At 67.8% G+C, this 23,909-nt stretch carries 19 protein-coding genes; 10 read left to right on the top strand and 9 right to left on the bottom strand.

Going from position 1 to position 23,909, the window contains the following annotated elements; all coding sequences use genetic code 11:
* The gene (locus tag ACK6C6_RS17440) at positions 1 to 3,261 is read right to left on the bottom strand and encodes a patatin-like phospholipase family protein (protein ID WP_409268450.1); all 3,261 of its coding nucleotides are present in this window, start codon (positions 3,259 to 3,261) and stop codon (positions 1 to 3) included.
* A 162-nt stretch (positions 3,262 to 3,423) separates the two neighbouring features.
* Between ACK6C6_RS17440 and ACK6C6_RS17435 the strand changes: the two genes are divergently transcribed.
* Positions 3,424 to 3,723 carry a hypothetical protein gene (locus ACK6C6_RS17435; RefSeq protein ID WP_409268449.1) on the top strand — a complete coding sequence of 100 codons (300 nt, stop codon included), beginning with the start codon at positions 3,424 to 3,426 and terminating at the stop codon, positions 3,721 to 3,723.
* On the opposite strand, the gene ACK6C6_RS17430 is transcribed toward ACK6C6_RS17435, so the two are convergent.
* Positions 3,701 to 4,114 (bottom strand): GFA family protein, encoded by a 414-nt coding sequence (locus ACK6C6_RS17430; RefSeq protein ID WP_409268448.1) that lies wholly within the window; start codon positions 4,112 to 4,114, stop codon positions 3,701 to 3,703. The genes ACK6C6_RS17435 and ACK6C6_RS17430 overlap by 23 nt on opposite strands.
* Position 4,115: 1 nt before the next feature.
* The gene (locus ACK6C6_RS17425; RefSeq protein WP_409268446.1) at positions 4,116 to 4,823 is read right to left on the bottom strand and encodes a PhaM family polyhydroxyalkanoate granule multifunctional regulatory protein; all 708 of its coding nucleotides are present in this window, start codon (positions 4,821 to 4,823) and stop codon (positions 4,116 to 4,118) included.
* A gap of 123 nt (positions 4,824 to 4,946) precedes the next feature.
* On the opposite strand from ACK6C6_RS17425, the gene ACK6C6_RS17420 reads away from it, so the two are divergent.
* From ACK6C6_RS17420 to ACK6C6_RS17400, 5 genes are all read left to right on the top strand, one after another.
* Entirely contained in the window at positions 4,947 to 6,053 is a 1,107-nt protein-coding gene (locus ACK6C6_RS17420; protein ID WP_409268445.1) for a DUF3108 domain-containing protein, read from the top strand.
* Between the two features lie 2 nt (positions 6,054 to 6,055).
* Positions 6,056 to 6,808, top strand: coding sequence for a DUF3108 domain-containing protein (locus tag ACK6C6_RS17415; RefSeq protein ID WP_409268444.1), 753 nt, complete (start codon positions 6,056 to 6,058; stop codon positions 6,806 to 6,808).
* Positions 6,809 to 6,973: 165 nt separating this feature from the next.
* Entirely contained in the window at positions 6,974 to 8,344 is a 1,371-nt protein-coding gene (locus tag ACK6C6_RS17410) for a hypothetical protein (RefSeq protein WP_209589220.1), read from the top strand.
* Positions 8,337 to 9,056, top strand: coding sequence for a hypothetical protein (locus tag ACK6C6_RS17405; protein ID WP_292044294.1), 720 nt, complete (start codon positions 8,337 to 8,339; stop codon positions 9,054 to 9,056). Before ACK6C6_RS17410 ends, ACK6C6_RS17405 begins: the two co-directional genes overlap by 8 nt.
* 8 nt (positions 9,057 to 9,064) lie before the next feature.
* On the top strand, positions 9,065 to 11,887 hold the full coding sequence (locus ACK6C6_RS17400) for an ATP-binding protein (protein ID WP_209589222.1): 2,823 nt from the start codon (positions 9,065 to 9,067) through the stop codon (positions 11,885 to 11,887).
* A gap of 137 nt (positions 11,888 to 12,024) precedes the next feature.
* On the opposite strand, the gene ACK6C6_RS17395 is transcribed toward ACK6C6_RS17400, so the two are convergent.
* Positions 12,025 to 12,546: a hypothetical protein gene (locus tag ACK6C6_RS17395; protein ID WP_409268441.1), complete on the bottom strand. Its 522-nt coding sequence runs from the start codon at positions 12,544 to 12,546 to the stop codon at positions 12,025 to 12,027.
* A 121-nt stretch (positions 12,547 to 12,667) separates the two neighbouring features.
* On the opposite strand from ACK6C6_RS17395, the gene ACK6C6_RS17390 reads away from it, so the two are divergent.
* A complete protein-coding gene (locus tag ACK6C6_RS17390) occupies positions 12,668 to 12,865 on the top strand; it encodes a hypothetical protein (RefSeq protein WP_051996322.1) in 198 nt (65 codons plus the stop codon).
* A gap of 3 nt (positions 12,866 to 12,868) precedes the next feature.
* Here ACK6C6_RS17390 and ACK6C6_RS17385 read toward each other — a convergent pair whose 3' ends face one another.
* Positions 12,869 to 13,864, bottom strand: a complete 996-nt coding sequence (locus tag ACK6C6_RS17385) for a sodium-dependent bicarbonate transport family permease (protein WP_409268440.1) — start codon at positions 13,862 to 13,864, stop codon at positions 12,869 to 12,871.
* 92 nt (positions 13,865 to 13,956) lie between these two features.
* Here ACK6C6_RS17385 and ACK6C6_RS17380 point away from each other — a divergent pair, with 92 nt between their 5' ends.
* Positions 13,957 to 14,862 carry a LysR family transcriptional regulator gene (locus tag ACK6C6_RS17380; RefSeq protein ID WP_409268438.1) on the top strand — a complete coding sequence of 302 codons (906 nt, stop codon included), beginning with the start codon at positions 13,957 to 13,959 and terminating at the stop codon, positions 14,860 to 14,862.
* On the opposite strand, the gene ACK6C6_RS17375 is transcribed toward ACK6C6_RS17380, so the two are convergent.
* Genes ACK6C6_RS17375 through ACK6C6_RS17365 form a run of 3 tightly spaced genes read right to left on the bottom strand, consistent with a single transcriptional unit; the run spans position 14,859 to position 21,587 of the window.
* Positions 14,859 to 15,260 carry a hypothetical protein gene (locus ACK6C6_RS17375; RefSeq protein WP_209589227.1) on the bottom strand — a complete coding sequence of 134 codons (402 nt, stop codon included), beginning with the start codon at positions 15,258 to 15,260 and terminating at the stop codon, positions 14,859 to 14,861. The genes ACK6C6_RS17380 and ACK6C6_RS17375 overlap by 4 nt on opposite strands.
* Positions 15,261 to 15,288: 28 nt before the next feature.
* A complete protein-coding gene (locus ACK6C6_RS17370; RefSeq protein ID WP_409268436.1) occupies positions 15,289 to 19,737 on the bottom strand; it encodes a translocation/assembly module TamB domain-containing protein in 4,449 nt (1,482 codons plus the stop codon).
* A complete protein-coding gene (locus ACK6C6_RS17365; protein ID WP_409268435.1) occupies positions 19,737 to 21,587 on the bottom strand; it encodes an autotransporter assembly complex protein TamA in 1,851 nt (616 codons plus the stop codon). Before ACK6C6_RS17365 ends, ACK6C6_RS17370 begins: the two co-directional genes overlap by 1 nt.
* A 149-nt stretch (positions 21,588 to 21,736) precedes the next feature.
* On the opposite strand from ACK6C6_RS17365, the gene queC reads away from it, so the two are divergent.
* Positions 21,737 to 22,447 (top strand): 7-cyano-7-deazaguanine synthase QueC, encoded by a 711-nt coding sequence (gene queC, locus ACK6C6_RS17360; RefSeq protein WP_036208570.1) that lies wholly within the window; start codon positions 21,737 to 21,739, stop codon positions 22,445 to 22,447.
* Between the two features lie 4 nt (positions 22,448 to 22,451).
* Here queC and ACK6C6_RS17355 read toward each other — a convergent pair whose 3' ends face one another.
* Positions 22,452 to 22,844, bottom strand: a complete 393-nt coding sequence (locus tag ACK6C6_RS17355; RefSeq protein ID WP_409268434.1) for a RidA family protein — start codon at positions 22,842 to 22,844, stop codon at positions 22,452 to 22,454.
* 119 nt (positions 22,845 to 22,963) lie between these two features.
* Here ACK6C6_RS17355 and ACK6C6_RS17350 point away from each other — a divergent pair, with 119 nt between their 5' ends.
* Complete coding sequence (locus tag ACK6C6_RS17350; protein WP_409268433.1) at positions 22,964 to 23,884, top strand: LysR substrate-binding domain-containing protein; 921 nt, start codon at positions 22,964 to 22,966, stop codon at positions 23,882 to 23,884.
* Positions 23,885 to 23,909: the final 25 nt, after the last annotated feature.

The following is a 23,909-nucleotide window of genomic DNA, read 5'->3' as shown; positions in this document are numbered from 1 at the left end:
TCAGCGCCAGCTTCCCCGCACGTCTTCGCAACGCTGTCCCTGCGCGGCATTGCCGTGCCGCCGCGCCAGCTCCGCGCACAACACCGCCACGTCGAGCCCGCCGTCGCGCGTGCGCGCCGCCTCCACCGCGCCGTCCAGCGCGCACTCGCCGATGTACTGCCCCAGCGCCCGGTAGCTCTCGAACTGGGTCTCGTCGAACCACTGGTCCACCGAGCTCTCGTGCGGATAGGCGGGGTGCACCTTGCGGTAATTGAGCAGGTCGGCGTTCTCGCGGCCGACGATGGCCGGCTTGATGTACAGCAGCGTGCCGTCCACGCCGCCCTGGTCCACCTGGCTGTAGCGCACCGTGCCGACCGCGCAGCTGGCGCCGCACAGGCCGCCGTCCAGCTGCGCCAGTTTCGAGACGTCGAGGTCGATGCGCACGTGCAGGTCGGTGCCGACCTTGCGGATCGCATTGCCGAGGTCCGCGAAGGCCAGCGCCCCGTCGCTGGCCACGTCCACCGCGATGATCAGGCGGCAGCGCCGCCGCACCAGTTCGTAGATGCCGAGGTTGTCGAAATGCCCGCCGTCGGACAGGTAGACGTAGGTGGCGTCGGCATTGGTCAGGCCGAACAGCTCGGCCAGCAGGCTGAACAAACCCAGGCGCGGCGAGGACTGCTGCCAGGCCGCCTTGCGCGGGTTGGGACACCAGCGGCCCAGGCGCACGTTGAACATCGTCATCAGGAAGTTCAGCGGCGGCGAGGAGTGCGCGCCCATGTTCGGGCTGGCCGCCGCGCCGGAGACCGCAACCACCATCCCGAGCCGCACGCCGGCATCGTCGTCGGCCCCGGCGCCCGAGCGCGCGCCGTAGGCGCCGGTAGGGCGGTAGCAGCCGCGCGCGGCGTCCAGGGACTGCGCGCTGCCGGCCACGCCGTGCACCGCGGCGCTTCCCACCGATCCGGCCGGCAGCTCGAAGCCGCAGTAGCGCGGCGTGAAGGTGAACGAGGCCGCCTTGCGGGTGCGCCAGGCCAGCTCCTCGCCGCCGACCAGGTTGAGCGAGGTATTGATGATGTGGCAGGGGCGCTGCTGCTTCAGGTCGGCCAGCAGCGGGTCGTCGCCGGGATCGAAGCCGGTGAAGGGGTGGGGCTTGCGCGCGCGGCTGCTGGCGCCGAAGTAGGCGCGCACCAGGCGGTTCCGGTACAGCATGTAGAGCGAGAACTTGTTGATGTCGACGCGCCAGCCGAGCAGCAGCGCGGCGCCCAGGAAGATCGCGAAGGCCCAGGCCAGCCGGCTGCCGCTGGTGGCCAGGGTGGCGCTGGTATGGGCGCCATAGGCGCAGGTCAGCGTGATCGGTTCGGGGCAGGCGATGCGCGGCGGCGCCACCGCCGCCTGCACCAGTGCGCTCAGCAGGGCGAACACGCCGGCGGTGAACACGTAGGGCGCGATCCGCGCCGCCACCTCGAAGCGCGTGTCGCCGGCGCGCAGGCTGCCGGCCCAGGTGCCGGTCCGGCTGCCGCTGCCGGCCTTCAGTCCGAACCAGGTCACGAGCAGCCAGCCGGTCGCGGTGGTGATGTGCGACCACACGTTCTGGGTCAGCCAGGCCCAGTGCAGCAAGGGGGCCAGGAAGAAGGAGACGCCGAACATCGAGACCCAGGCGAGCGCGAAGATCCAGGTCCAGGCGCCCTGGCGGCTCCACCATTCGCGGCTGGCGTCGCTGTACATGCGGCCGATCAGGCCGATCATCAGCGTCATGGTGCCGGCGAACAGCGCCATCATCAGCGGCATCCCGAAGGTGGTGAGGGCGATCGCGTTGTTCAGCACCGGGTGCGTCTTCGGGTCGGGCAGCATCGACAGCCCGGCCAGCAGCAGCAAGGTGCCGATCCCGAGGGCGCCGAGGGCGCAGGCCAGGTGCGACAGGCCCTCGAACATCTCGGCGCGCGTCAGGTCGGCCGATGGCGGATGCGGATGCAGCAGGCGCGGCACCACGGCGAGGGCGGTGGCCACCGTGAGCAGCACCACGAACAAGGCCAGCAGGCCGTTGACCAGCAGGTCGCAGGTCTCGCGTGCCATGAAGCGCATCATCGTTTCGGGGGCGAAGGCGCGCGCCGCCGCGCACAGCACCGCCAGCACGGCCACGAACGACGCGCCGCAGACCACGTAGCCGGCGCGCCGGTAGATGCTGGTGCGGTCGTGCGCCAGGTACCAGCCGCAGGCCCACACCACGAAGTAGGCGAAGCCGGGCGCCAGCAGCCAGTGGGCGCGTCCCGCCAGCTGCGCCGGCAGCGCGGTCCATTCCCAGAAGGGCGTCTCGCCGCCGTGCCGCCACAGGCCCAGGCTGCCGAGGAAGCCCGCCAGCAGCAGCGGCAGGTTGATCCACCACAGCACTGCGCCCTGGGACAGCGGAAAGCGGCGCCGCCCGCGCGAGCCGGTCGGCTTGCTGGAGACGCTCAGGGCGATGCAGAACACGGCGAACAGGAACAGCAGCACACCGGCCATCCAGGACAGGTCGGCATACACGGCCCAGGGTCCGCCGGGGTCGACGATGCGGTGCACGGCCCACACGGCGGCGCGCGGCAGCAGGAGCAGGGCGCACAGCCAGGCCACCAGCATCGTCAGGTTCAGGCCGGTGTTGCGGGCATAGGTGCCGATCAGGGTCCAGGTGTCGGCGCTGAACATGCCGCCGCGCGGCGACAGGTAGTTGCAGTACTGGCGCAGGAAGCGGATCGCCGGCGCCTCGGCGCGCCCGGCTGCATGTGTCCCCCCTGGCGCCAGCATCTCCTCGACCAGGCGCACGTCGCCGCCCTGTTCGTGGATGCACTTGGACAGCCAGCCGCCGATGAAGCCGCCGCCGGACACGGTCGACAGGTAGTCGAGGTGGCGCAACAGCCGCTGGTTCGCCAGTGCCTGCAGCACGCCGAGGCCGAAGGTGGCGCTGCGCACGCCGCCGCCGGACAGCGCCAGCCCGACCATCCCGGCCTTGTGGGCGCGGGCGGCAAGGTCGGCGCCTGGTGCGGCGTCGGGGTCCGGGTGCAGCAGCTCGAGTTCGTCGCGGAAGACGTCCTGGAAGGTCGCGCCGCTGACTTCGTCGAGGCGCTGCAGGGTTGCGTCGTCGAGCACGCCGCGTCCGGCGATGCCTTCGCGCCGGCGGAATTCGACGATCGCCTCGGCCAGCTCACCCAGCGTGCAAGCATGGGCCGGCGGGCGGCAGCCGGCCGCTTCCAGTTTGCGGCGCAGGTCGGCGATTTGCGCCGGGACCAGGCTGGCTGGGTCGAACGAGGACACGGACACTCCTCTTGATGAGGGGCGGGATCGGAAAGCGGTCCCGCTGAGTCCAGTTCAGCACGCCAGGTAAGCGGACGCTACCGAATAGATCAAGAGTGCGCCCTCCGGTAAGTCTGGTAATCTTGCTTATGGTAAAGCAATGATGTGCAATATGGAAAGCTCATGGCCAACATCTACCTGTTGATCGGCGTGCTCTTCTTGGGCATCGCCGCCTTGCTCTACTTCGTACCGAAGCGCAGGCTCCTGAATTTCGTCGACTACGATGGGCAGGCATCGACCGTCCGCATCAACCGCTATGCGGCGCCGCGGCTGCTCCTTCCCGTGGCCGTGAGCGCCGGATGCGCCTATATCGTCGAGATGAGGCCCGAACTCGCCGTGCCGCTCCTGTTTCCGACCATCATTTCCGTCCTGGCTGCAGTGGTATGGATTTCTGCCGGCCTCACGCGCCTGAAGGATCGTTGAGGGAGTCCTCCACAGGGCCGGAAGCTTCGCGATTGCGCAGGTAGTGTTTGTCGAGCGGAAACGGCGGCAACCAGGATTCGCGCCGCACGGTCCAGTTCTCGTAGGTCGGCATGAACTGGTCCGGCGCATCGAGCGTGCCCAGGTGCACCTCGATCTCGTCCCCGCTGCGCGCGAACACCGAGGACCCGCAGCGCGGGCAGAAGTGGCGGCCGCAATAATCGCGGGTGTCGCCGCTGACCCTTACCGCATCCTGCGGGTAGATCGCGGCGGCGTAGAACAGGGCGCCGTGGTGCTTGCGGCAGTCGAGGCAGTGGCACAGGCCGACCCGGTGCGGCCGCCCCGAGGCCAGCAGCCGCACGTCGCCGCACAGGCAGCCGCCGCTGACATCCATCTCAGCCTTTGTCGGTTTTTACGCGCGGATTGCGGCCCACCCGGCCGGAACCGCCCGCGCTGGCAGGCGCCGACGGCTCCGCGCCGCTGGACACGTCCAGCGGCGATCCGCCGCGCGCTTTCGGCTCGGCCGGAGGCGGCTTTGCCGCGCCATCGTTGCCGCCGGCAGGCGCTTCCGGCGTGGCGCCGGCCGCCGGCATGGCGCTGCTGACTGCCTGGCGGAATTGATCTTGCAACAAATTCCACCACGCGACCGCAGCCGGCATGGCGCTGTTCGCGGCCGACTGGGCTGCCGATTCCGCCTGGCCGGAAGAAGCGTCGGCCTTCGGCTCAGGCGCCGGCGGCGGGAGAGGTGTCGGGGCGCCGGCGGCCTGCTGCGCAAAGAACTGCGTGAAGGGCGCCGCCATGGCCGGGTCGCTGCCGGCGCGCTGCATGGCCTGCGCCATGCTGTCGCCCATGGCTTTCAGGGTGGCAAGGGTGCCGCGCTGGACTTCGAGCGCCTGGATGGTTCCGCGCAGCATGCCCAGGTTCAGGTTGAGCCAGGATTCGACTGCCTTGAGGTCGGCGATCTTCTTGTCCAGTTCGTCCACGGACAGGCTGGAGCCGGTCATGCCCGGCATGCCGACGCCGGGGATGTTCATGCTTCCCCAGAGGTTTTTCACGAATTCGAGCGTATCGGGCATTCCGGCAGCATTGGGCGGCTTGAGCATCGTTTTCTCCTGGTTTGGACACCTAAGCGTAGCAGATAAATAACACGCGACAAAGCCGGTACGCCAAAGGGCCCAATGTGCCGCGCCCCTGCACCCCGGCTGCGCTCAGGCTACACTAGCGGCATGAGTTCCGCTTTTCCTCCTCAGCGGCTGCGCGCCCTGGTGCTGGGCACGCTCATCGTGCTGCTGCACTGGCTGGTGCTGGGCTGGCTCACCGCGGGCACGCAGGGCATCGCGCTGCCGGGACGTGAGGGCGAAGCTGCGATCACGCTGGCGCAGCTGCTGCCGCCGGCGCCGTTTGAAACGCCGGTGGCCGAGCCCGTGCCGCCGCCGTCGCCGAAGCTGATGCAGCCGCCCCTGCCGGACTTCGTACCGCTGCCCACGATTACGGTGACGGAGGACGTGGTGGGCGAGCCGGTGCGACCCGGTCCACCGGCGCAGGCGACCACGCTTCCCGCCGAGCCCGCTCCGGCGCCGCAGGTCGCTGCTGCCGCCGAACCCGCTCCGGCCGAACCCGACCCCGGCCCGGCGCCCATCGTGCACACGGTGCGCCGCTACAAGGTGGACGTGCCGCCGCCGGCCGAGCTCAGCTACAAGGTGGCGCGCACCGATGCCGACGGCACGACATGGAGCGGCCAGGCCCTGCTGTCCTGGAAGCGCAACGACCAGTCTTACCGGATGCGCTTCGAGGCCGGCATCAAGATCGTGTTCGCACGGGTGAACCTGGCGGTGCTCACCAGCGAAGGCCACCTCGGCAACACGGGCCTGGCGCCGGTGAAAATGACGGAAAAGCGCCGCGGCCGTTCGCTCACCGCGACCCATTTCGACTGGCCCGGCAACAAGCTGACGTTCTCGGCCTCGGAGGGTAACTACGCCTTGCAGCCCGGGGCGCAGGACAAGGCCACGGTGCCGCTGCAGCTGGCGGCCATCGCGCGCGGCGACCAGGCCCAGCTCAGCGGCGACATCGACATCTTTGTCGGCGAAGAGCGCTGGGGCGCCGTGTACACCTTCAAGGTCGTGGGACCGGAGGAAATCGACACCCCGCTCGGCCGCCTGCAGACCGTGCGCATCACGCGCCCGCCGAAGCCGGGTTCGTACAAATCGCGGCTGGACATCTGGCTCTCGCCCGCGCATGGCTGGCTGCCGGTACAGATCCGCAGCAGCGAAGCCAACGGCGCGGTAACCACACAAACGGCGAACGACATCGCCATGACCCAACCAGGATTCTAGATATGCAACACTCTGCCGTACGATACGCCGGCTGCGGCCTGCTGCTGGCGCTCACCCTGGGCACTGCCGGCGCACAGGATGCCCCGGCCGCCATCAAGCGCAAGTTCGAACTGCCGCCCTCGGCCGACCTGCACTATGAACTGCAGGCCCGCCAGCGCGGCTTCGGCCTGAAGGGCGAGGCCATCGTCACCTGGCGCGCCGGAGACGGCAAATACGCCGTGAGCGCCGAATCGAAGGTGCCGGTGCTGGGCACCATCACCCACGACCGCAGCAGCGGCACGATCGACGCCTTCGGCCTGGCCCCCGCCGAATTCACCGAAAAGCGCATGCGCAAGGAACCGACCACGGCCACCTTCGACCGCGAAGCGCGCGCGCTGCGCTTCAGCGAAAGCAAGCAGGTCTATCCGCTCAAGGGCGGCGAACAGGACCGGGTGTCGATCACCTGGCAGCTGGCCGCCGTGGCGCGCGGCGCCGGCGAGCGCTTCAAGCCGGGCAGCGAATGGCCCTTTTTCGTGGCCGGCCGCCGCGATGCGGAAACCTGGGTGTTCAAGGTGATCAAGCGCGAGAAAGTGCAGACCGGCCTGGGCGAGGTCGAGGCCGTGCTGGTGTCGCGCCAGCCGGTGGCGGACAAGAAGGATCAGGTGCTGGAGGTCTGGCTGACGCCGCAGCACGAGTGGTATCCGGTCAAGCTGCGCTATGCCGATGGCGACAAGGAACAGATCGAACAGACCCTGAAAACTGTGACAAAACCGTAAACTGGATTTCACAGAGCACAATATTGTCTTGTTTTCAAGGCAATGGATGGGTGTGTCTTTCCTGCAATCAGGGGCCCCCGCGGAAGCTAGTTGCCGATCCTAAACTGTTATACTGGCGCCCCCGCGGACCGGTTGAGCCTGTCCGCGCCAGAGAACGGTACTTATATGATCGACCACCTTGGCAGCGCGGCGCTCGCCGTAGAATCCCTTTCGACTCCGCTGGAAGACGACCCGCTGCAGGCGCACTTCCAGAACGGCGTCGCGCCCGACGAGATCGAGCAGGTTTACCACCTCAAGCGCGCCCAGCCCATGCTGTCGGCCTTCACGGCGCTGTTCCACGGCACCCAGGACGGCGTGCTGGTGCGCCTGCTGGTGCTGCGCGAGCTGGCCAGCGATACCGGCGCGTCAAGCTTTTCGCGCGCCGACATCAACAACAAGCTGGCCTACCTGACCGCGGAAAGCCTGGAGACGGTGCTGAACCGCCTGCGCGGCCACGGCCTGCTGGCCTGGGACGGCCCCAGCGCCGTCTACCGCATCACGCCGCTGGCGCGCAACGTGCTGTCCGCGCTCGACACCCTGATCGCGCTGGGCAAACCGGAAGAAGACGATGCCGAGATGGGCTTCCTGCTGTCGCAGGTGGCCGGCGCCCAGGCCGTGGGCGGAGTCACTGTGGAGCAGCTGCGCCACCTGCTGGGCCGCCTGGTGGAACTGACCGAGGAATTCCGCGACGCCATCGCCTCCGGTTCCGAATTCCGTCTGCGCACCTCGCAGGCGAAGTGGCACATGGCCTGCGACTGGGTCGAGAAGGGTTCCGTCATCCTGCGGGCGATTACCCAGGACCCGGCCGCCGACTCGGCCACCCACAAGGCGGCGCAGGCCATCGGCCGTGCCCAGAGCGCGCTCTTGAACATGCAGGGCATGTTCTCGCGCGCCCTGAACCAGATCGAGCGCCAGCGCGTGCACCTGGGCCAGTCCGGCCTGTCGACTACCGACGTGAAACGCTGGCTGCTGGCCCACGAAGATCTGGCCAGCCTGGCCGAGGAGGCGATCGACCGCCCGGTGGTGCCGCTGTTCGGCACTCCGGCCGAGATGATCGACGTGGCCGAGACCGAGCTGCTGCTCGAGCGCGTGGTCTCGACCGGCCCCAAGGGCCTGCCGACCGGCACCGACGCGCCCTTGACCGTCAACGACAACCCGGCGATGCAGGCCGAACTGAACGACTGGATCAACAAGCTGGCCGACTTCGCCAACCTCGGCAACTTCCCCGAGTTCTCGGACAGCGGCCCGAAGAAGGTGGCGCTGCACGAGTCGCTGCTGCCGGCCAGCTTCGCCGTGGCGTCCTACCGCGCCTCGCTGCTGCCGCTGCTGGGCGATGCGTCCGAGGCCAGCCTGCAGGGCGCGACCGCCGAGCTGGCGCGCCTGCCCGTGAAATTCGAACCGACGGACGAGATGATCCAGCTCGACGACCCGGAAGTGGCGGCGATGTCGATCGCCTCCCTCTCACTGAATCTTGAAAGCGGTAACCCCGATGAATGACGACGCACAAATCCTGATCGCGCGCCTGCTGACGCACCAGACCCTGCGCCGCGACGACAAGATGGTCAAGCGCGCGCTGTCGGACGAAGCCTTCCGCATCGAAGTCGACAAGCGCCTGCTGGAATCCGGCCTCAAGCTGCTCGACAACGTCTACGCCGACCACGTGACGATCGCCCTGCACCGCAACGTCGAGCCGAAGATCTTCGGCGCCAAGGACATCTGGCAGAACAACAACTTCGGCCTGACCCGCGACGGCGTGGCCCTCCTGGTGGTGCTGTGGGCGCAGATCATCCTGCCCAAGCGCGAGCGCCAGGAAACCCACACCACGGTGGCGGACGACCAGACCGACATGTTCGGACAGGACACGCCGATTCCGCGCGCCGAGGATACCTCGATCGGCATCTCGTATACCGCGCTGCTGTCCGACTTCGGCGACAAGCTGGGCAAGAAGACCCGCATGGACATGAACCTGGGCGTGCTCTCCAAACTCGGCTTCATCGAGCGCCGCGGCGACGTGATCCTGGAAGGCCCGCTGCTGGACCTGATGATGGACACCGACCTGCTGAAGGAACGCATCATCAACGGCGCCCTGGCCGACGTGTTCAAGCGCGCGCCGCTGGCCGCGGCTCCGCGCAAGATCGAAGCCGCCAACGACGAAGTGGCCGACGCTGCAAGCGACGCCACCGATGCCACCCAACTGAGCCCGAACTGAGATAGCCCATGTTCCACATCAAATCACTCGAACTGGTCCACTGGGATTACTGGCAGCGGATCAAGAACATCCCGCTGGACGCCAAGATCATCACGATCGCCGGCCAGAACGGTTCCGGCAAGACCACGCTGCTCGACGCGCTGCGCACCCTGTTCGGCCTGGACTGCTCGATGGGCCGCACCTATAAACACTATGCGCGCCACTCGGGCCAGCAGAGCGCCTGGCTGCGCGCCGTGGTCGACAACAAGCCGTCCGGCCGCCAGCTGTCGAACCGTCCGTTCCGCCATTCCGGTTTCTTCGCCGACGACGAGGTGACCCTGTTCTGCCAGGTGCAGAAGAACGGCGGCGACTGGAAGCGCCAGTACCTGATGCGTCCGGGGAACGTCGAGATCGAGGAAGTCACCGACGCCACCGACTGGCTGGGCGTGGAGAACTACAAGAAGCGCCTGGCCTCGGCCGGCCTGTCGCCGGCCATGTCGAAGGTGCTGGCGCTGGAGCAGGGCGAGACCGATAAACTGTGCGAGTACGCGCCGCGCCAGCTGCTCGACCTGGTGTTCCAGGTCTTCGGCGACAAGGAAGTGCTGGACGCCTACGACGAAGCCAAGCGCCACCAGCGCGACACCGAGACGGAACTGAAGCGCTTCGAGGCCGAACTGGAAACCTCGCGCATCAACCTGGAAGGCCTGCGCCTGCGCGTGGCCAACTACCACCAGTGGGAAGACCTGCACAAGGAAAAGCGCGAGCTGCAGGAAGACGTGCTGCCGGCCCTCGAATACCACGAGGCGCGCGAGAAGGCCGCCACCATCAGCCGCAACCTCAAGGAAGCGCGCAAGCCGCTGCTTGCCGCCGATTCGATCCTGGCCGAGAAGCGCCAGCAGCTGGCAGCCCAGCAGCGTGCCCTGACGGAAGCGCAGAAGCAGGAAACCCAGCTGGAGCAGGAAGCCACCGAGCTGGCGAGCCGCCTCACGCAAGTCAACCAGAAGCTCAAGCCGCTGGAAAGCCTGATCGAGCAGAAGGATCGCCTGCAGAAGCTGGCCGCGGACGCGGGCGCCGACCTGGCGGAAGTCGCCAACCAGCTGAACGAAAAAGAAGCGGAACTCGCCAAGCAAAAGCAGCAGCGCGACAACATCGCCGCAAAAATCGCCGGCGAGCTGGCCACCATCTCGGCGCTGCAGGGCAAGAGCGCGATGCCGGAGCCGGAAGCCCAGCGCCAGATGCGCCGTGCGCTGCGCGACGAGGGCATCCCCCACGCCATGCTGTCGGACATCGTCGAAGTCACCGATCCGAAATGGCAGGGCGCGGTCGAGGGTGTGCTGGGCGGTTACGCCTCGGTGGTGCTGCTCGAGAAAGCCAAGGATGCGCCGGCGGCCTACCGCCTGGCCGAGAAGGAGCGCTATCGCCACTTCATCGTGCCCGACTGCGTCGAGGCGCCGGTGGTCAAGGACGCCAGCCTGCTGTCGGTGGTGCGCTTCTCCGGCAAGGCGCCGGGCTGGCTGATCGACCAGCTGGAACGCATCGAGCGCGTCGATTCGGTGGACGCCGGCTTCAAGTCGGATTGCGACGAATGGATCACCCCGGACGCCTACCACCGCGAACGCCGCGGCGGGCGCTCGCTGTTCGTGGAACCTTCGCGCTACCGCTTCGGTTCGGCCGGCAAGACCCAGCGCCTGGAAGCGATCCAGAAGTCGCTCCCGGCCCTGGAAGCCCAGGAAGACGCGCTGACCCTGGCGATCAGCAAGCTGGCCGCCGAAGTGGGCGCGCTGAAGGGCCGCATCGCCGGCGTGGACGCCGCCAAGGAACTGGCGGCGCGCCAGGCCGAGTTCGAGGAAGCCACGCGCGCACTGCAGCCGCTCAAGGCCGAGCGCCTGGAAGTGGGCGCGCGCCTGGGCGAGCTGTCGATGCTGACCAAGAACGCGACGGTGGCGCGCACCCGTGCCGACACCGTGTGGCAGAACGCGCGCATGGCCCTGTCCGAAGCGGAAGCGGGCATGCGCCTGAACAACCGCCGCACCATCGAGCAGCGCCTTGAACATGCGAAAGCCCTGCTTGCATTGCGCAAGGGCTGGCGTGACGTGCCGAAGAACTGGAAGAACGCCGGCTGGCGCGGCGCCCTGGTTGCCAAGCACCAGAACGCGCACCAGGTCAACCTGCGCCTGTCCTCGCTGGAGCACGCCCTGGCGCGCGACGACTGGGAACAGGACAACACCGTCATCGACCAGTACGCGCGCCTGAACGACCAGCTGTCGGGCCGCCAGAGCGAGACCGAGGAACGTCGCTACCAGAACAACCGCGCGATCGAGGCCACCGCCAACGCGCGCGGCGCCTACATCGAGCGCCTGCGCTACACCATCAAGACCTACTCCAAGAACATCAAGGAGCTGGGCGAGCTGGCGGGCATCGACGTCCAGGCCGATCCGGTGCGCCTGGAGAACGACGACGTGCAGCTGGCCCAGGCCGGCCTGCACGTGCGCTTCAAGTTCGACGGCAAGGACCAGATCGGCATGAACGACGGCGAGGCCTCCGGCGGCCAGCAGGTGATGAAGTCGCTGGTGCTCTTGATCGGCCTGCTGAAGTCGGAAGAAGGCTCGGGCGGCTTCGTGTTCATCGACGAACCGTTCGCCCACCTGGACATCCGCAACATCCAGCTGGTCGGCGAGTTCCTGAAGAACACCGACGCCCAGTACCTGATGACCACGCCGCTGACGCACAACACCGACGTGTACGACCCGTCGGAGCTGACCTTGATCACCAGCAAGAAGAAGAAGGACGTGCAGTGGGCGCAGCCGATCTTCGTGCTGCAGAGAAGGAAGGACGAGGCGAAGGCCGCGTAAAAACCAATGGAACTCCGGGGTCAGGTCTGACATTCGGACACGGACTGAGCAATACAATCGAAGTAATGCTCGAGCTCGTGTCTAAATGTCAGACCTGACCCCAATATTCAAAAGAATGGGGCCGATGGCCCCATTTTTCATTCGACGTCGATCGCCTTGCGCAGCTTGCGCCGCCACAGCAGCAGGCCGGCCGAGTAGCGTCCGAAATAGCCCGCGGTCAGCCCCACGCACAGCATGGTCAGCATGTCGTCTGTCAGCTTCGGCGCCGGGATTCCCTTGCCCTGGTTGGCATAGACCTCGACCCCGAGGTAGAGGATGCGTGCCACCAGGATCATCGCGAACAGGATGCCCAGCTGCGCCGGGGGCGTAAAGTAGTAGCCCTGTGGGGTGTCCTCGAAGCGGGTGCGCTTCAGGGCGTAGTGGCCCCAGCCGAGGCCGAAGGCTGCACCGGCCAGCAGCGCAGCCAGGTGGGTCGGACGGTCGAACAGCTGCGCCAGCGGCACCAGGATCATGGCGCCGAACACCAGCACCCCGGTGTAGTGGCGCGAGACGATCGAGCGCTGGCGGACCATGCGGGCCTTGATGCGGTTGTAGACGCGCCAGACCAGCAGCGGGGTCAGGACGAGCAGGGCGAGAGTGGTGATCGAAAGTTCTTGCATGGCGCGATGAGTTGGTTCAAGCCTGCCATTGTAGCCGCCTCGCACGCGAGAGGCAGCAAACGGCGGCCTGCGGGCCATCATGGTAAGGTGTCCGCTCCGCTTTGACGAGGAGATTCCCGCCATGAATGCAGAGCTGTTCGCGAATGTTCCTGCCCGGTTTCCTGTACAGGCGCACCGCGCACCGGACCCGGCCCCGATCGAGGAACCGGCGCCCGATCCGTTTGACACGCCCCATCCGCACCATCAACCCGGCCACCCCCATCTGCCGCAGGGCGAGGAGGAGCCTGTGCCCGACCCCAAGCCCAGCCTGTTCTCCTGAGCCTTATCCCAGCACCGCCCCGGCCAGCCAGGCATAGGCGGGAATGCCCAGCAGGATGTTCAGGGGGAAGGTGACCCCGAGCGACATGCTGAAGTACACGGAGGGGTTGGCTTCCGGGATCGCATAGCGCAGCGCTGCCGGGACGGCGATGTACGAGGCGCTGCCGGCCAGCACCATCAGCAGGGTCGCGTTGCCCGCCGACAGGCCGAGCAGGGCCGCCAGGCCCAGGGCAAGGCTGGCATGCACGACCGGCGCAGCGGCCGCGTAGGCCAGCAGCCAGCGCGACTGGCCGCGCAGCTTGCCCAGGTTGCGTGCGGTGTGCAAGCCCATGTCGAGCAGGAAGAAGGCCAGCATGCCCTTGAACAGGTCGATCGAGAACGGCGCCATGGCCGCCTTGCCGGCCTCGCCCGTGAGCAAGCCCACGGCCATGGCGCCGATCAGCAGCAGCTGGGTGCCGTCGGTAAAGGATTCGTGCAGGATTTTCCCCAGGCCGACGCGCGGGCCCGGCGCTCCCAGCGTGGCCGTGCCGTTCGCACCCGGCAGCACTGCCCCGGCCTGGCGCAAGGAATTGGCCAGCACCACGGCGATCACGATGGCGGGCGATTCCATCAGGGCCATTGCCGCCGCCATGTGCCCGCCATAGGCGATCCCGTGGACGTCCAGGTATTGCGTCGCCGTGATGAAGGTGACCGCGCTGACCGACCCGTAGGTGGCCGCGACCGCGGCCGCGTCGAAACCGGACACGAAGCGCTTCAGCAAGGGATAGGCGGCCAGCGGAATCGCAACCGCCAGCAGCACGGCGGCGCCCAGGCTGGCCACGACTTCCGCGGTGAGGCCGGTTTGTGCGAGGGCGAAACCGCCTTTCAGGCCGAGCGCCATCAGGAGGTAGAGCGACAGGAAGCGCGCGATAGGCTGGGGGATCTCGAGGTTCGATTTCACGCAGCCGGCCAGGATGCCGAAGGCGAAAAACAGGATGGCAGGATCGAGGAAGTTGTTCATGTGTTCGGACTCAACAGAAGGTCCTGCATCCTAAGCGCTGCCGGCAATAAAGAAAAATCGATTATTATGATGCGTGGTATAGATAAATCTCTATGAACGCGACCTTTCGCCAGCTGCGCCTCTTTCTTGCCTTTGCCGAACACTTGAGCGTGACGGCGGCCGCCCGTGCCTGCCATGTGACCCAGCCGACCGCGTCGATGCAGTTGCGCGAACTGGCCGAGGGGATCGGCATGCCGCTCTACGAGCAGGTCGGCAAGCGCTTGTACCTGACCGCGGCCGGGGAGGCCCTGGCGCGCACGGCGCGCGCCATGATGGACGAGTGGAGCGCCTTCGAGCAGCACATGGACGGCATCAAGGGCATGACGCGCGGGCGCCTGCGCCTGTCGGTGGTCAGTACCGCGAAGTACTTCGTGCCCCGTCTTCTCGGGACCTTCTGCGCCGCTTTTCCGGACATCGACATCGCGCTCGAAGTGCTCAACCGCGACGGTGTGCTCAGGCGCCTGCACGAGAATCTCGACGACCTCTACATCATGTCGATGCCACCAAGCGACCTGGAGCTCGAGCGCCACGCCTTCCTGGCCAACCCTCTCGACGTGATCGCTTCCGCGTCGCATCCGCTGGTCGGGCGCGAGCGTATCGCACTGGCCGAGCTGGGGCCGCTGCGCTTCATTCTCCGTGAAAAAGGATCCGGCACCCGGCTCGCCTGTGACAGGCATTTCAGGGCGCTGGGTTTTCGGGCAGACATACGCATGGAGCTGGGCAGCAACGAAGCGATCAAGCAGGCAGTGGCGGCCAGCCTGGGTCTGGGTGTCATTTCACGGCATGCGCTGGGGGAGCGGCCAGAAGAAGAGCAGCTTGTCACGCTTCCGGTCGAGGGCTTTCCCGTGCAGTCGAACTGGTGGACGCTGTACCGGAAAGGGAAGAGGCTGTCGCCAGTCGCCACCGCCTTCCTGCATCATCTCGAGCATGCCGGCCAGGCGGAACTCCGGAAATCCTAGTTGCGCCGCGCCGGACAGCGGTAGCGGACCAGGGGCGGGGTGCTCGTGACGTCAGTGAGCGTACGTCCGTTGCGCGACAACTGGAAGTGCGCGGCATGCAGCCGTGTTTCACCTTCACCCTGCAGTTCAGCGACCAGGACCAGTTCCTTGCCGCGTGTGACCGCGGTCTTTACCGGCCCCGTGCTTTCGAAATAGGCGATGCTGTCGGGGCGAAGGCGCAGCGTGGAGTCGTTGCGCGAGGTGCCGCAGTCCTTCACGCGCATGTTCCATTCTCCCTGATAGGCGCGCGGGATCTGCTGCTGGGTCTGGGCCTGGACCGGCGCCCGGGGCTGGGCCTGGGCTGGGCTGTCGAGGCTGGCAAGCATCAGCAGCAGGGGATATACAAGTTGTTCCGTCATCGTGTTCCCCCGGTTGCGTCCAGTTCTGTCAGTCGAAAGCCCAGGCGTACAGCACGTCCAGCGCGGTATTGGTGCCGGTCTGGAACTGCAGCGTGATGCGCGGGGTCCACTTGTAACGCAGGCGCACCAGGCTCGAGGCCGTGGTCGCGCCCTGCTCGAAGCTGAGGTAGGTGCGCGACGAGATGCGCTTGCCGACCGTCACCACCGTGTCCGCCAGGCCGCCGTTTCCGCCGTTCGCCTGCTTCAGCCCCAGTTCGTCCACGCCGAGCGAGGTCGCCAGCTTCTGGGTAATGCCGCCGGTGCCGCCCTTGCCGCCGAGCAGGGCGCCGGCGGCCGCCGCCAGCACGTCCTTCTCGTTGCCGCTGGTGCCTTCCATGCCGTGGCCGAGCACCAGCCAGGACAGTTTTTCACTGTCCGGCACGTTGGGCGTGGACACCAGCCGCGCTTCCGGCGCCTGGGCCGTGCCGCGCACCTGCACGCCGGCTTCCACGTTGGTGTCCGACAGCTGCTCGCCCTCGGGGCGCGCGCGCACCGCGAGCACGTCGAGCGCCGGGTTGTCGTAAGGGCCGCTGAAGGTGATGACGGCGCGCCGGATTTCGAGCTTCTGACCATAGGCGGCGTAATCGCCTTCAACGGCGCGAATGGTGCCGTTCACGCGCGGCGCGCCGGCGCCGACCTTGCGCATGCGCACATTGCCGGCCAGCGTGGCGTCGATGCCCAGGCCGCGCAGTCTGAATTCCTCGCCCAGGTCGGCGCGCAGGTCGATGGTGAGCGGCAGTTCTTCCTTCCTGTTCGAGGGCTGCGGCCTGGTGCCGCCCTGGCCCAGCACGATGACGTCGTCGGACATGGTCGGCCGGCCCTGCGGCGCGAATTCGATCAGGGCGCGGTCGGCGCGCACGTTGCCTTCGATCGCGAAGCGCTCGGCGTCGCGCACCAGCGAGGCCTTGCCGCTGAGGACCACGGTGCGGTCCGGGCGCGACAGCGCTTCGAGCTTGTCCAGCGTCAGGCGCAGGTCGGCCGCGGCCAGGCCGCTGGAGAAGCGCAGGAAGCCGTCGGCCGAGGCGCTGCCTTGGCGGCCCTGGAAGTACAGGCGCTGCAGCTGGAGCTGGTCGCCGGCCAGGCTGGCGCGCAGCTCGCCGTTCTGCAGGCGCACGCCCTGTTCGGGCCAGCGCACCGCCAGCTTGTCGCCCTGCACGCTGCCGTCCAGGCGCGGCGTGCCGATCGTGCCGGATCCAGTCAGGGCCAGGCGCAACGCGCCGTCCAGCTCGAGCCCGGACTGGCCGGCGAACGAAGCCAGCCAGGCGATCGAGCCCATGTCGGCCCTGGCCGTCATGCGCAGCGGGCTGTCGCCGTCCAGGCGGCCCTGCAGCAACTGGGCGGTGGCGTCGACCTCGACGCTGCCGGTGCGGGCGCCGTCGAGGTCGAGGCCGACCTTCAGCGAGCTGCCGACGACATCGGCGCGCGCCTCAAAAGTGCGCAGGCCGAGCGGCACCGGGCGGTCGCCGCCGGCGATCACGTCGCCCTTTTCGCGGAACACGTGGACCATGCCGTCCAGCGCCGGCGCGCCGCCGGTGGCGGTCGCGGTGCGCAGGTCGAGTTCCCACTTGGCGCCCAGGGTCAGGTCGCCGCGCGCGTTGTCGCGGATGGCCGGCGAGAACTGCGACAGGTAGGTGAGCGGTACGTTGTCCGCATGGCCGCGGCTGGCCCAGCGTGGGCCGTTCTTCACCAGCGAGTCGACCGTGATGCTGCCGGCCGGCAGGCGAATCACGGCGCCGTTGAAGGCGATGCTTTGCGGCTTGGCCAGGCCCATGAATCCGCTGCCGGGCGCGCCGCTGATGCGCAGCGGCACCGGCGCCTGCAGCGTCATCGCGTAGCGGCCGCGGTTCTGCAGGGCGGCCAGGGTACCGCTCCAGGTGTCGCGCGCGAAGCCGCCGCGCACCTCGAGGTTGGCGTCAAAAGCGTCGCCGACCGCGGCCGCGCGCAGGGTGTGGGCGCCGCGGGTGCCTTCGGTCTTCAGGCTGGCCGACGCCACCCGGGTGTCGCCGCTGGCGTATTCGGTGACCTGGATGTCGGTCGCCAGCGCGTCGTTGGCGCCGCGGCCGGAGGCCAGGTTGGCGTTGGCGCGCAAGGCGCGGATGCTGTGGGTGCCGAGCAGGCGCAGGTTCTGGCCTTCCAGCGCGGCGCTGAAGGACGGCGCATCCATGGTGCCGGACAGCGTGCCCTGGCCGCGCAGCACGCCGGCGAAGTCGGGGCCGAGCGCGGCCAGCTGCGGGGCGTCGATGCGCCAGTCCAGCTGGTCCCTGGCCGCGCCGAAGCTGCCCTTGGCGGCGAGCACGTTGGCGCCCACGTGCAGGTCGACGTCGGCATTCGAGACGTGGCGGCGGTCGGCCGTGAGCTTCGCGTGGCCCCACAGCGGCGAACTCGACAAGGTCGAGTCCTGCACCCGCAGGTCGACCGCGCCGCGCCAGTCGGCGCCGCTGCGGCCGCTGGCGTCAAAAGCGCCGTTGATCGAGCCGGCCAGGGGCGAGCCGAAGGCGGCCGGGTTGAAGCGCTGCATCGCGCCGCTCATCTTCGCTTCCACGAAGCGCGCGCCTTCGGCGCCGGCCAGCCAGGCTTCGCCGCTGGCGCGCAGGCTGCCGCCCGCATTCTTGCGCTGGGCGGCCACCCAGCCCAGGCCATTCGCATTCACCTCGAAAGTGGTGCGCGGCGCGGCCATAGTGCCGGTGGCGACGCCATTTGCCGTGACGGCGCCGTACAGGTCGCTGCGCAGCGCCGACAGCTGGCGTCCGTCGACGCGCCATTGCAGGCGGTCATTGGGGCCACCGAAGGCGCCGTTCAAGGCCACCGTGTTCTGGCCCAGCGCCAGGTTGGCGTCGATACCGCTGATGCGCTTGGCGTCGGCGTGCAGCTTGCCCTGGCCGGACAGCGCCTGGTTCATCAGGCGGCTGCGGCGCACCGCGAAGTCGGCATCGACGCGCCAGGCCGGGGCGAGCGCACCGGCCACGTTGACGCTGGCGTTGATGTCGGCTGCCGGGAAGTCGCCGAAATCGGCCGGGTTGAAGCGGTTGGCATTGGCGCTGGCCTTGAAGGCTTTGTCGTCCAGCAGGTTCATGTTGCCGCTGACGTCCACCTGGCTGCTGCCGCTCGACAGGCGCGCTTCGCGCACCGTCACCACGTTGTTCTGCAGCGTCGCCAGCGCGGCCAGGCGCAGCGCCTTGTCGGCCAGGTTGGCCTGCAGGGTTTGCGTATCGCCGGCATTCGTCACCTGGATGTCGCCGCGGATCGCGGTCGGTTTCATGGTGGAGTAGATGCCCTTCAGGTCGAAGCGGTCGGTGTGCAGGGTGAAGCGCGCGGTGCCCAGGCCTTCCTCGTCCTTGTCGCGCTGGACGCCGCCGGTGCCGGTGAAGCGGCCGGCGGCGCCGAAATCCATCAGCACGTCGGACACCTGCAGGGCGTCCAGGTTGCCGCCCAGCTGCCCGCGCATCAGGCGCAGCGGCAGGCGCTGCTGGTCGATCGTGCCTTCCGGGCCGTCGTTGCTGATGTCGACCCGGCCGCTGATGTTGCGCTTGTCGTCCAGCTTGCCGGCGATGGAGAAAGTCAGGTCGGCCGTCGGCAGCGCCGGGTTGAAGAAGCCCGGGTCGACGTTGCGGCCGTTGATGCGCATTTCGCGCAGCGGGATCTCGGCGTAGGGCGAGAGCACGAAATGGGCGTCGCCCACGGCGCGGCCGGCCTGGCCGGTGGCGTCGACCAGGGTGGTCTGCAGGTCGCCGCCGAGCTTGAGGCGCAGCTGAGCGGCGCGCGAAGTTACCCCACCTTCGGCTTTCGCCTGCGACTGCGTCAGGCTGGCGGTGGCGTCCAGCTTGAACGGGCGCTGGGCCTGGATGCTGCCGGCGCCGGCAACAATGCCCCAGGGCGTCACGGCAGCGGCGTCGCGTAGCTGCCAGCGCTGCTTGTTGCCCTCGACGCGCAGGCGGATGTTGTCGATGTGGGTTTCCGCGCCCTGGTTGACGAAGGTGGCGCGGTTCAGGCGCGCATCGTCGATCGAGACCGTGAAAGGCGGCGCGAGTTTCGCCGGCATCGGCGAGCGCTCTTCGGTTTCCTTGAGGGTCTCGACGCGCAGGTTGGCCGCGTGCAGCTTGTCCACCAGGATGCCGCGCGAGACGATCTGCGCGGGCGACCAGTGCAGGTTGATCTTGTTGGCGACGACCAGCTGCTCGTCGGTGCGCCACACCGCGCGTTCGATGTACATGGCGCCGTACAGGGAACCGCGCACGCCGGTCAGGGTGAGCTTGCCGCCGGTGGAGGCGGCGACCTTCTGCGCGATCATCTGCAGCGTGGTTTCGCGGCCCAGGTACCAGAGCGTGCCGCCGACGATCACGCCGGTGACGACCACGCCGATGGCGACGCGGCGCGGCCAGCGGCGCTTGTGCGGTGCTGGTGCCGGCGCCTGGGTCGGGGTGTTGTCGTTCGTGTCCATCAGAAGGTGAATCCCAGGGAGAAGTGCAGGCGCGCCTTTTTCACGGCATGGCCGTAGGCCAGGTCGACGTTGATCGGGCCCACCGGGCTGCGCCAGCGCGCGCCGACGCCGAAGCCGGATTTCGGTTTCAGGTCGCCGACCTTGTCGGCGGCGTTGCCGACGTCATAGAACACGGCCACGCCCCAGGGCGGGCGGAAGAAATACTGGTATTCGGCGCTTGCGGTGAGCAGGTACTTCCCGCCGACGATGGCGCCGTTCTCGCGCACACCCAGTTCGCGGTAACCATAGCCGCGCACCGACTGGTCGCCGCCGGCGCGGAACAGGAAGGTGGACGGCACGCCCAGTTTTTCCTTGGCCGCTACCCCGCCGAACTCGCCCCGCAGCACCAGGGTGCCGGCTTCGCCGAGTGGCTTGAACAACTGGCCGCGCAGGTACAGGCGCAGGAATTTTTCGTCGGTCAGGATCGGCAGCAGCGCGCCGCCCAGCTGGCCCTGCAGCACGTAGCCGTTGGTGGGCTGGATCAGGCTGTCGAGCTTGCGCTTGGTGATGGCGTAGGTGAGCGGCAGGCTGCGCGTCGTGGTCGGTTCGCTCGGCGGCACTTCGCGTTTTTCGACCAGCGCTTCGAGCGTCAGGCTGCGTTCGAGCAGGGGCGAGCCCCACTGGCGGCGCGCCGCGACCGTGGCCAGGGTGGTGATCTCGCCGCGCACGTCGTTGCGCTCGACGCCGGCGCCGACGCTGTCGTTGTAGCCCTTGGGCGTGGTCGGCCAGAAGAAGTCGACGCGCGCGGTCTGGCGCTTCTGTTCATAAATGAGGTCGCTCTTCATGCGCTTGCCGAGCACGTTCAGGTCGTCGTAGCTGGCCTGGACGCGGGCGCCGGTGTCGGTCGAGAAGCCGACGCCGACCTCGACGTTCTTGCGCTTGTTCTCGACCACGCGCACCAGCACCGGCAGCACGGTGGGGCCGGTGGGCGGTTGCGGGGTGGCGGGGTTGGCGTCCGCGTCGTCGTCGCCTTCCTTCAGTTCCTGCAGCTCGGCGTTGAGCACCTGGCGCATGTCGGCGCTGACCTCGACGCTGCTGAAGTAGCCGGTGTCCTGCAGGCGCGACTGCAGGGCGGTCAGCGCCGCCTCGCTGTACTGGTCGCCCGGATTGATCTTGTTCAGGTTGGTGATGACCTCGCGCGGATAGCGCTTCAGGCCGCGGATGCGCAGCTCGCCGAAGCGCATTTCCGGGCCGCTGTCGATGACCACGCGCAGCAGGGCGCGTCGTTCTTCCGGGTCGACGGTGGCGCTGGTTTCCACCAGGCGGGCGCGCGGGAAGCGCGTCTGCGACACTTCGCGCAGCAGGCCGCGCTTGGCGGCTTCCCAGTCCTCCTGGCGGAAGCGCGCGCCGACCGGCAGCGACCAGCGCTGGCGCAGGGCGCCGGCGTCGAACGGGACGCTGCCCTCGTCGATCGGGGCGAAGCCCTGCAGCACCAGGTCGACGTCGCCGACCACGGTGGCCGGGCCCGGATCGACGATGATGCGCGCCACCGGCTGGCCGCCGCTGGTATCCAGGCCGGCCGAGATCTTGGGCGAGTAATAGCCTTCGGTAGCGATGAAGGTCTTGGCCTGTTCCGGGGCCTCCTTGACCAGGCGTTGCAGCTGTTCCATATCCACGCGCGAGTTGCCGCGCCAGCGCATCAGGTCGAGGTTTTCCTCGAGCATGTTCTCGATCTGGCGCGGGGCGTCGATGCGGACCTGGTAATCGATTCCTTGTGCGTGCAGTGTCGTTGCAAATAGCAATGCGCCCATGCCGGCCAGGAGACGGGGCAGGGGGCGCAAACGGCGCGGAATCGATCTTGCAGGAAACATAACACTCCGTGGATAAAATTCATGGCAATCTTAACGGATTGGCAAAAACGATGACGGACTCTTGGCCCAGCAGTGCGGCCAATGCCGGTTCACGCAAGCGTCTCTTTTATGCCAGAATTCGCGGTTTCTTCCGTCCACGGACTACGATCATGCAAACCAACGACAGCGCCCTCGTCCTCTTCAGCGGCGGCCAGGACTCCACCACTTGCCTCGCGTGGGCGCTGCAGCGCTATGCGCGCGTGGAGACAATCGGCTTCGACTATGGCCAGCGCCACGCCATCGAGCTGGACGTACGGCTGCCGCTGCTCGCGAAGATGCGCGCATTGAGGCCGGACTGGGATGCGCGCCTGGGCGAGGACCACATGATCGACCTGTCCCTGATCGGCAAGATCTCGGATACCGCCTTGACCAGCAACGTGGCGATCGCGATGCAGGAAAACGGCCTGCCGAACACCTTCGTGCCGGGCCGGAACCTGATGTTCATGATGGTGGCGGCCACGGTGGCCTACCGGCGCGGCCTGAACGTGCTGGTGGGCGGCATGTGCGAGACCGACTTCTCGGGCTACCCGGACTGCCGCGACGACACCATGAAGGCGCTGCAGGTGGCCCTGAACCTCGGCATGGCCACGCGCCTGAAGGTGGAGACGCCGCTGATGTGGATCGACAAGGCCCAGACCTGGCAACTGGCCCAGGATTGCGGCGGCGACGCGCTGGTGGACCTGATTCGCTTCGATACCCATACCTGCTACCTGGGCGAGCGCGGGGAAGCACATGCCTGGGGCCACGGGTGCGGCACCTGCCCGGCGTGCGCGCTGCGGGCGCGTGGCTATGAGCAGTACGTGGCGGGCAAGGCTGCCTGAAACCTCAATCGGGAATCCTGGCGACGACCTTGATCTCGAACTGGAAGCCGTACAGCCAGGTCACGCCGACCGCCGTGATGTTGGGGTAGGGGGCCTCGCCCCAGTATTCGCGCGCCACTTCCCAGATGCGTTCGAACTTCGCTTCCGGATCGACGATGAAGACGGTCACGTCGACCACGTCCCCAAAGGTGCAGCCGGCCGCATCCAGCACGGCATTCAGGTTCTGGAAGGCCCTGCGTACCTGGGCGTCCAGTTCCGGCTCGGGCGAGCCGTCCTCGCGGCTGCCCACCTGGCCGGATACGAACAGGAAGCCGCCCGAGCGCACGGCCGGGGAATAGCGGTTCTTCTCATACAGGGCCTGGCGGCCGGCGGGGAAAACGACGTCACGGGTAGTCATCAAGGCACTCCTTGCTGTTGGTGGATGCCTGCACTGTAGGGCTCTGATTTGCACAGATAAACCATCAAATCGCGTCAAGACTGTTTGTATAATCTGTACAATTTTCAAGCGGGGGCGACATGGACAGGTTTGACGGCATGCGGGCATTTGTCCGGGTGGTCGAGGCGGGCAGCTTCACCAAGGCGGCCGAGACGCTCGGCATGAGCCGCACCAGCGTCACCCAGCTGGTGCAGCAGTTGGAAGCCCACCTGCGCCTCAAGCTGCTCAACCGCACCACACGCAAGGTAAACGTCACCGCCGATGGCGCCGCCTACTACGAACGTGTGGTGCGCCTGCTGGCCGAGCTGCACGACATCGAGAACAACCTCCCCGGTTCGTCGACGGCGCCGCGCGGCCTGCTGCGGGTGGACGTGCCCAGTCCGTTCGCCAACATGATCCTGGTGCCGGCGCTGCCGGCCTTCCATGCGCGCTATCCGGAGATCCAGCTCGACCTCGGCGCCAGCGACCGCAAGGTCGACCTGATCGGCGAGAACGTCGATTGCGTGGTGCGTGGCGGCCAGGTGTCCGACCTGTCGCTGGTGGCGCGCCACGTCGGCGACTTGCAGCTGGGCGTGTACGCGGCGCCTTCCTACCTGGCGCAGGCCGGCACGCCGCTGCACCCCAAGGAGCTGCAGGACCCGCGCCACCGCATCGTGCGCTTCCGCTGGGCCAACGGCCTGCCCTACGCCATGCACAGGGACGGCGAGACGGTGAAGATCGGCGGGCGCTACGTGCTGGCGATCGACGATGGCAACGCCTACCTGACCGCCGGCGTGGCGGGGCTGGGCGTGCTGTGGCTGCCCGACTACATGGCGCGCGAGCATGCGGCCAGGGGCGATCTGGTGCGCTTGTTCGCGGACTGGGGGATCGATCCGATGCCGCTGTATGTGGCCTATCCGCCCAACCGTTACCTGGGCAAGGCGTTGCGGGTGTTCATCGACTGGATCGTGGAGCTGATGGGGCAGCATGCGCCGGTGGCGGGGAAATGCCGGAAAAATTAGCGTACTTGGCAGCATTCCCAGTTTG

It is taken from the genome of Massilia sp. BHUDP2, from assembly GCF_046236355.1.
GTDB classification, from domain to species: domain Bacteria; phylum Pseudomonadota; class Gammaproteobacteria; order Burkholderiales; family Burkholderiaceae_D; genus Telluria; species Telluria varians.
The sequence above is the reverse complement of the archived record's forward strand: the minus strand, read 5'-3'. Positions and strand labels throughout refer to the sequence as shown.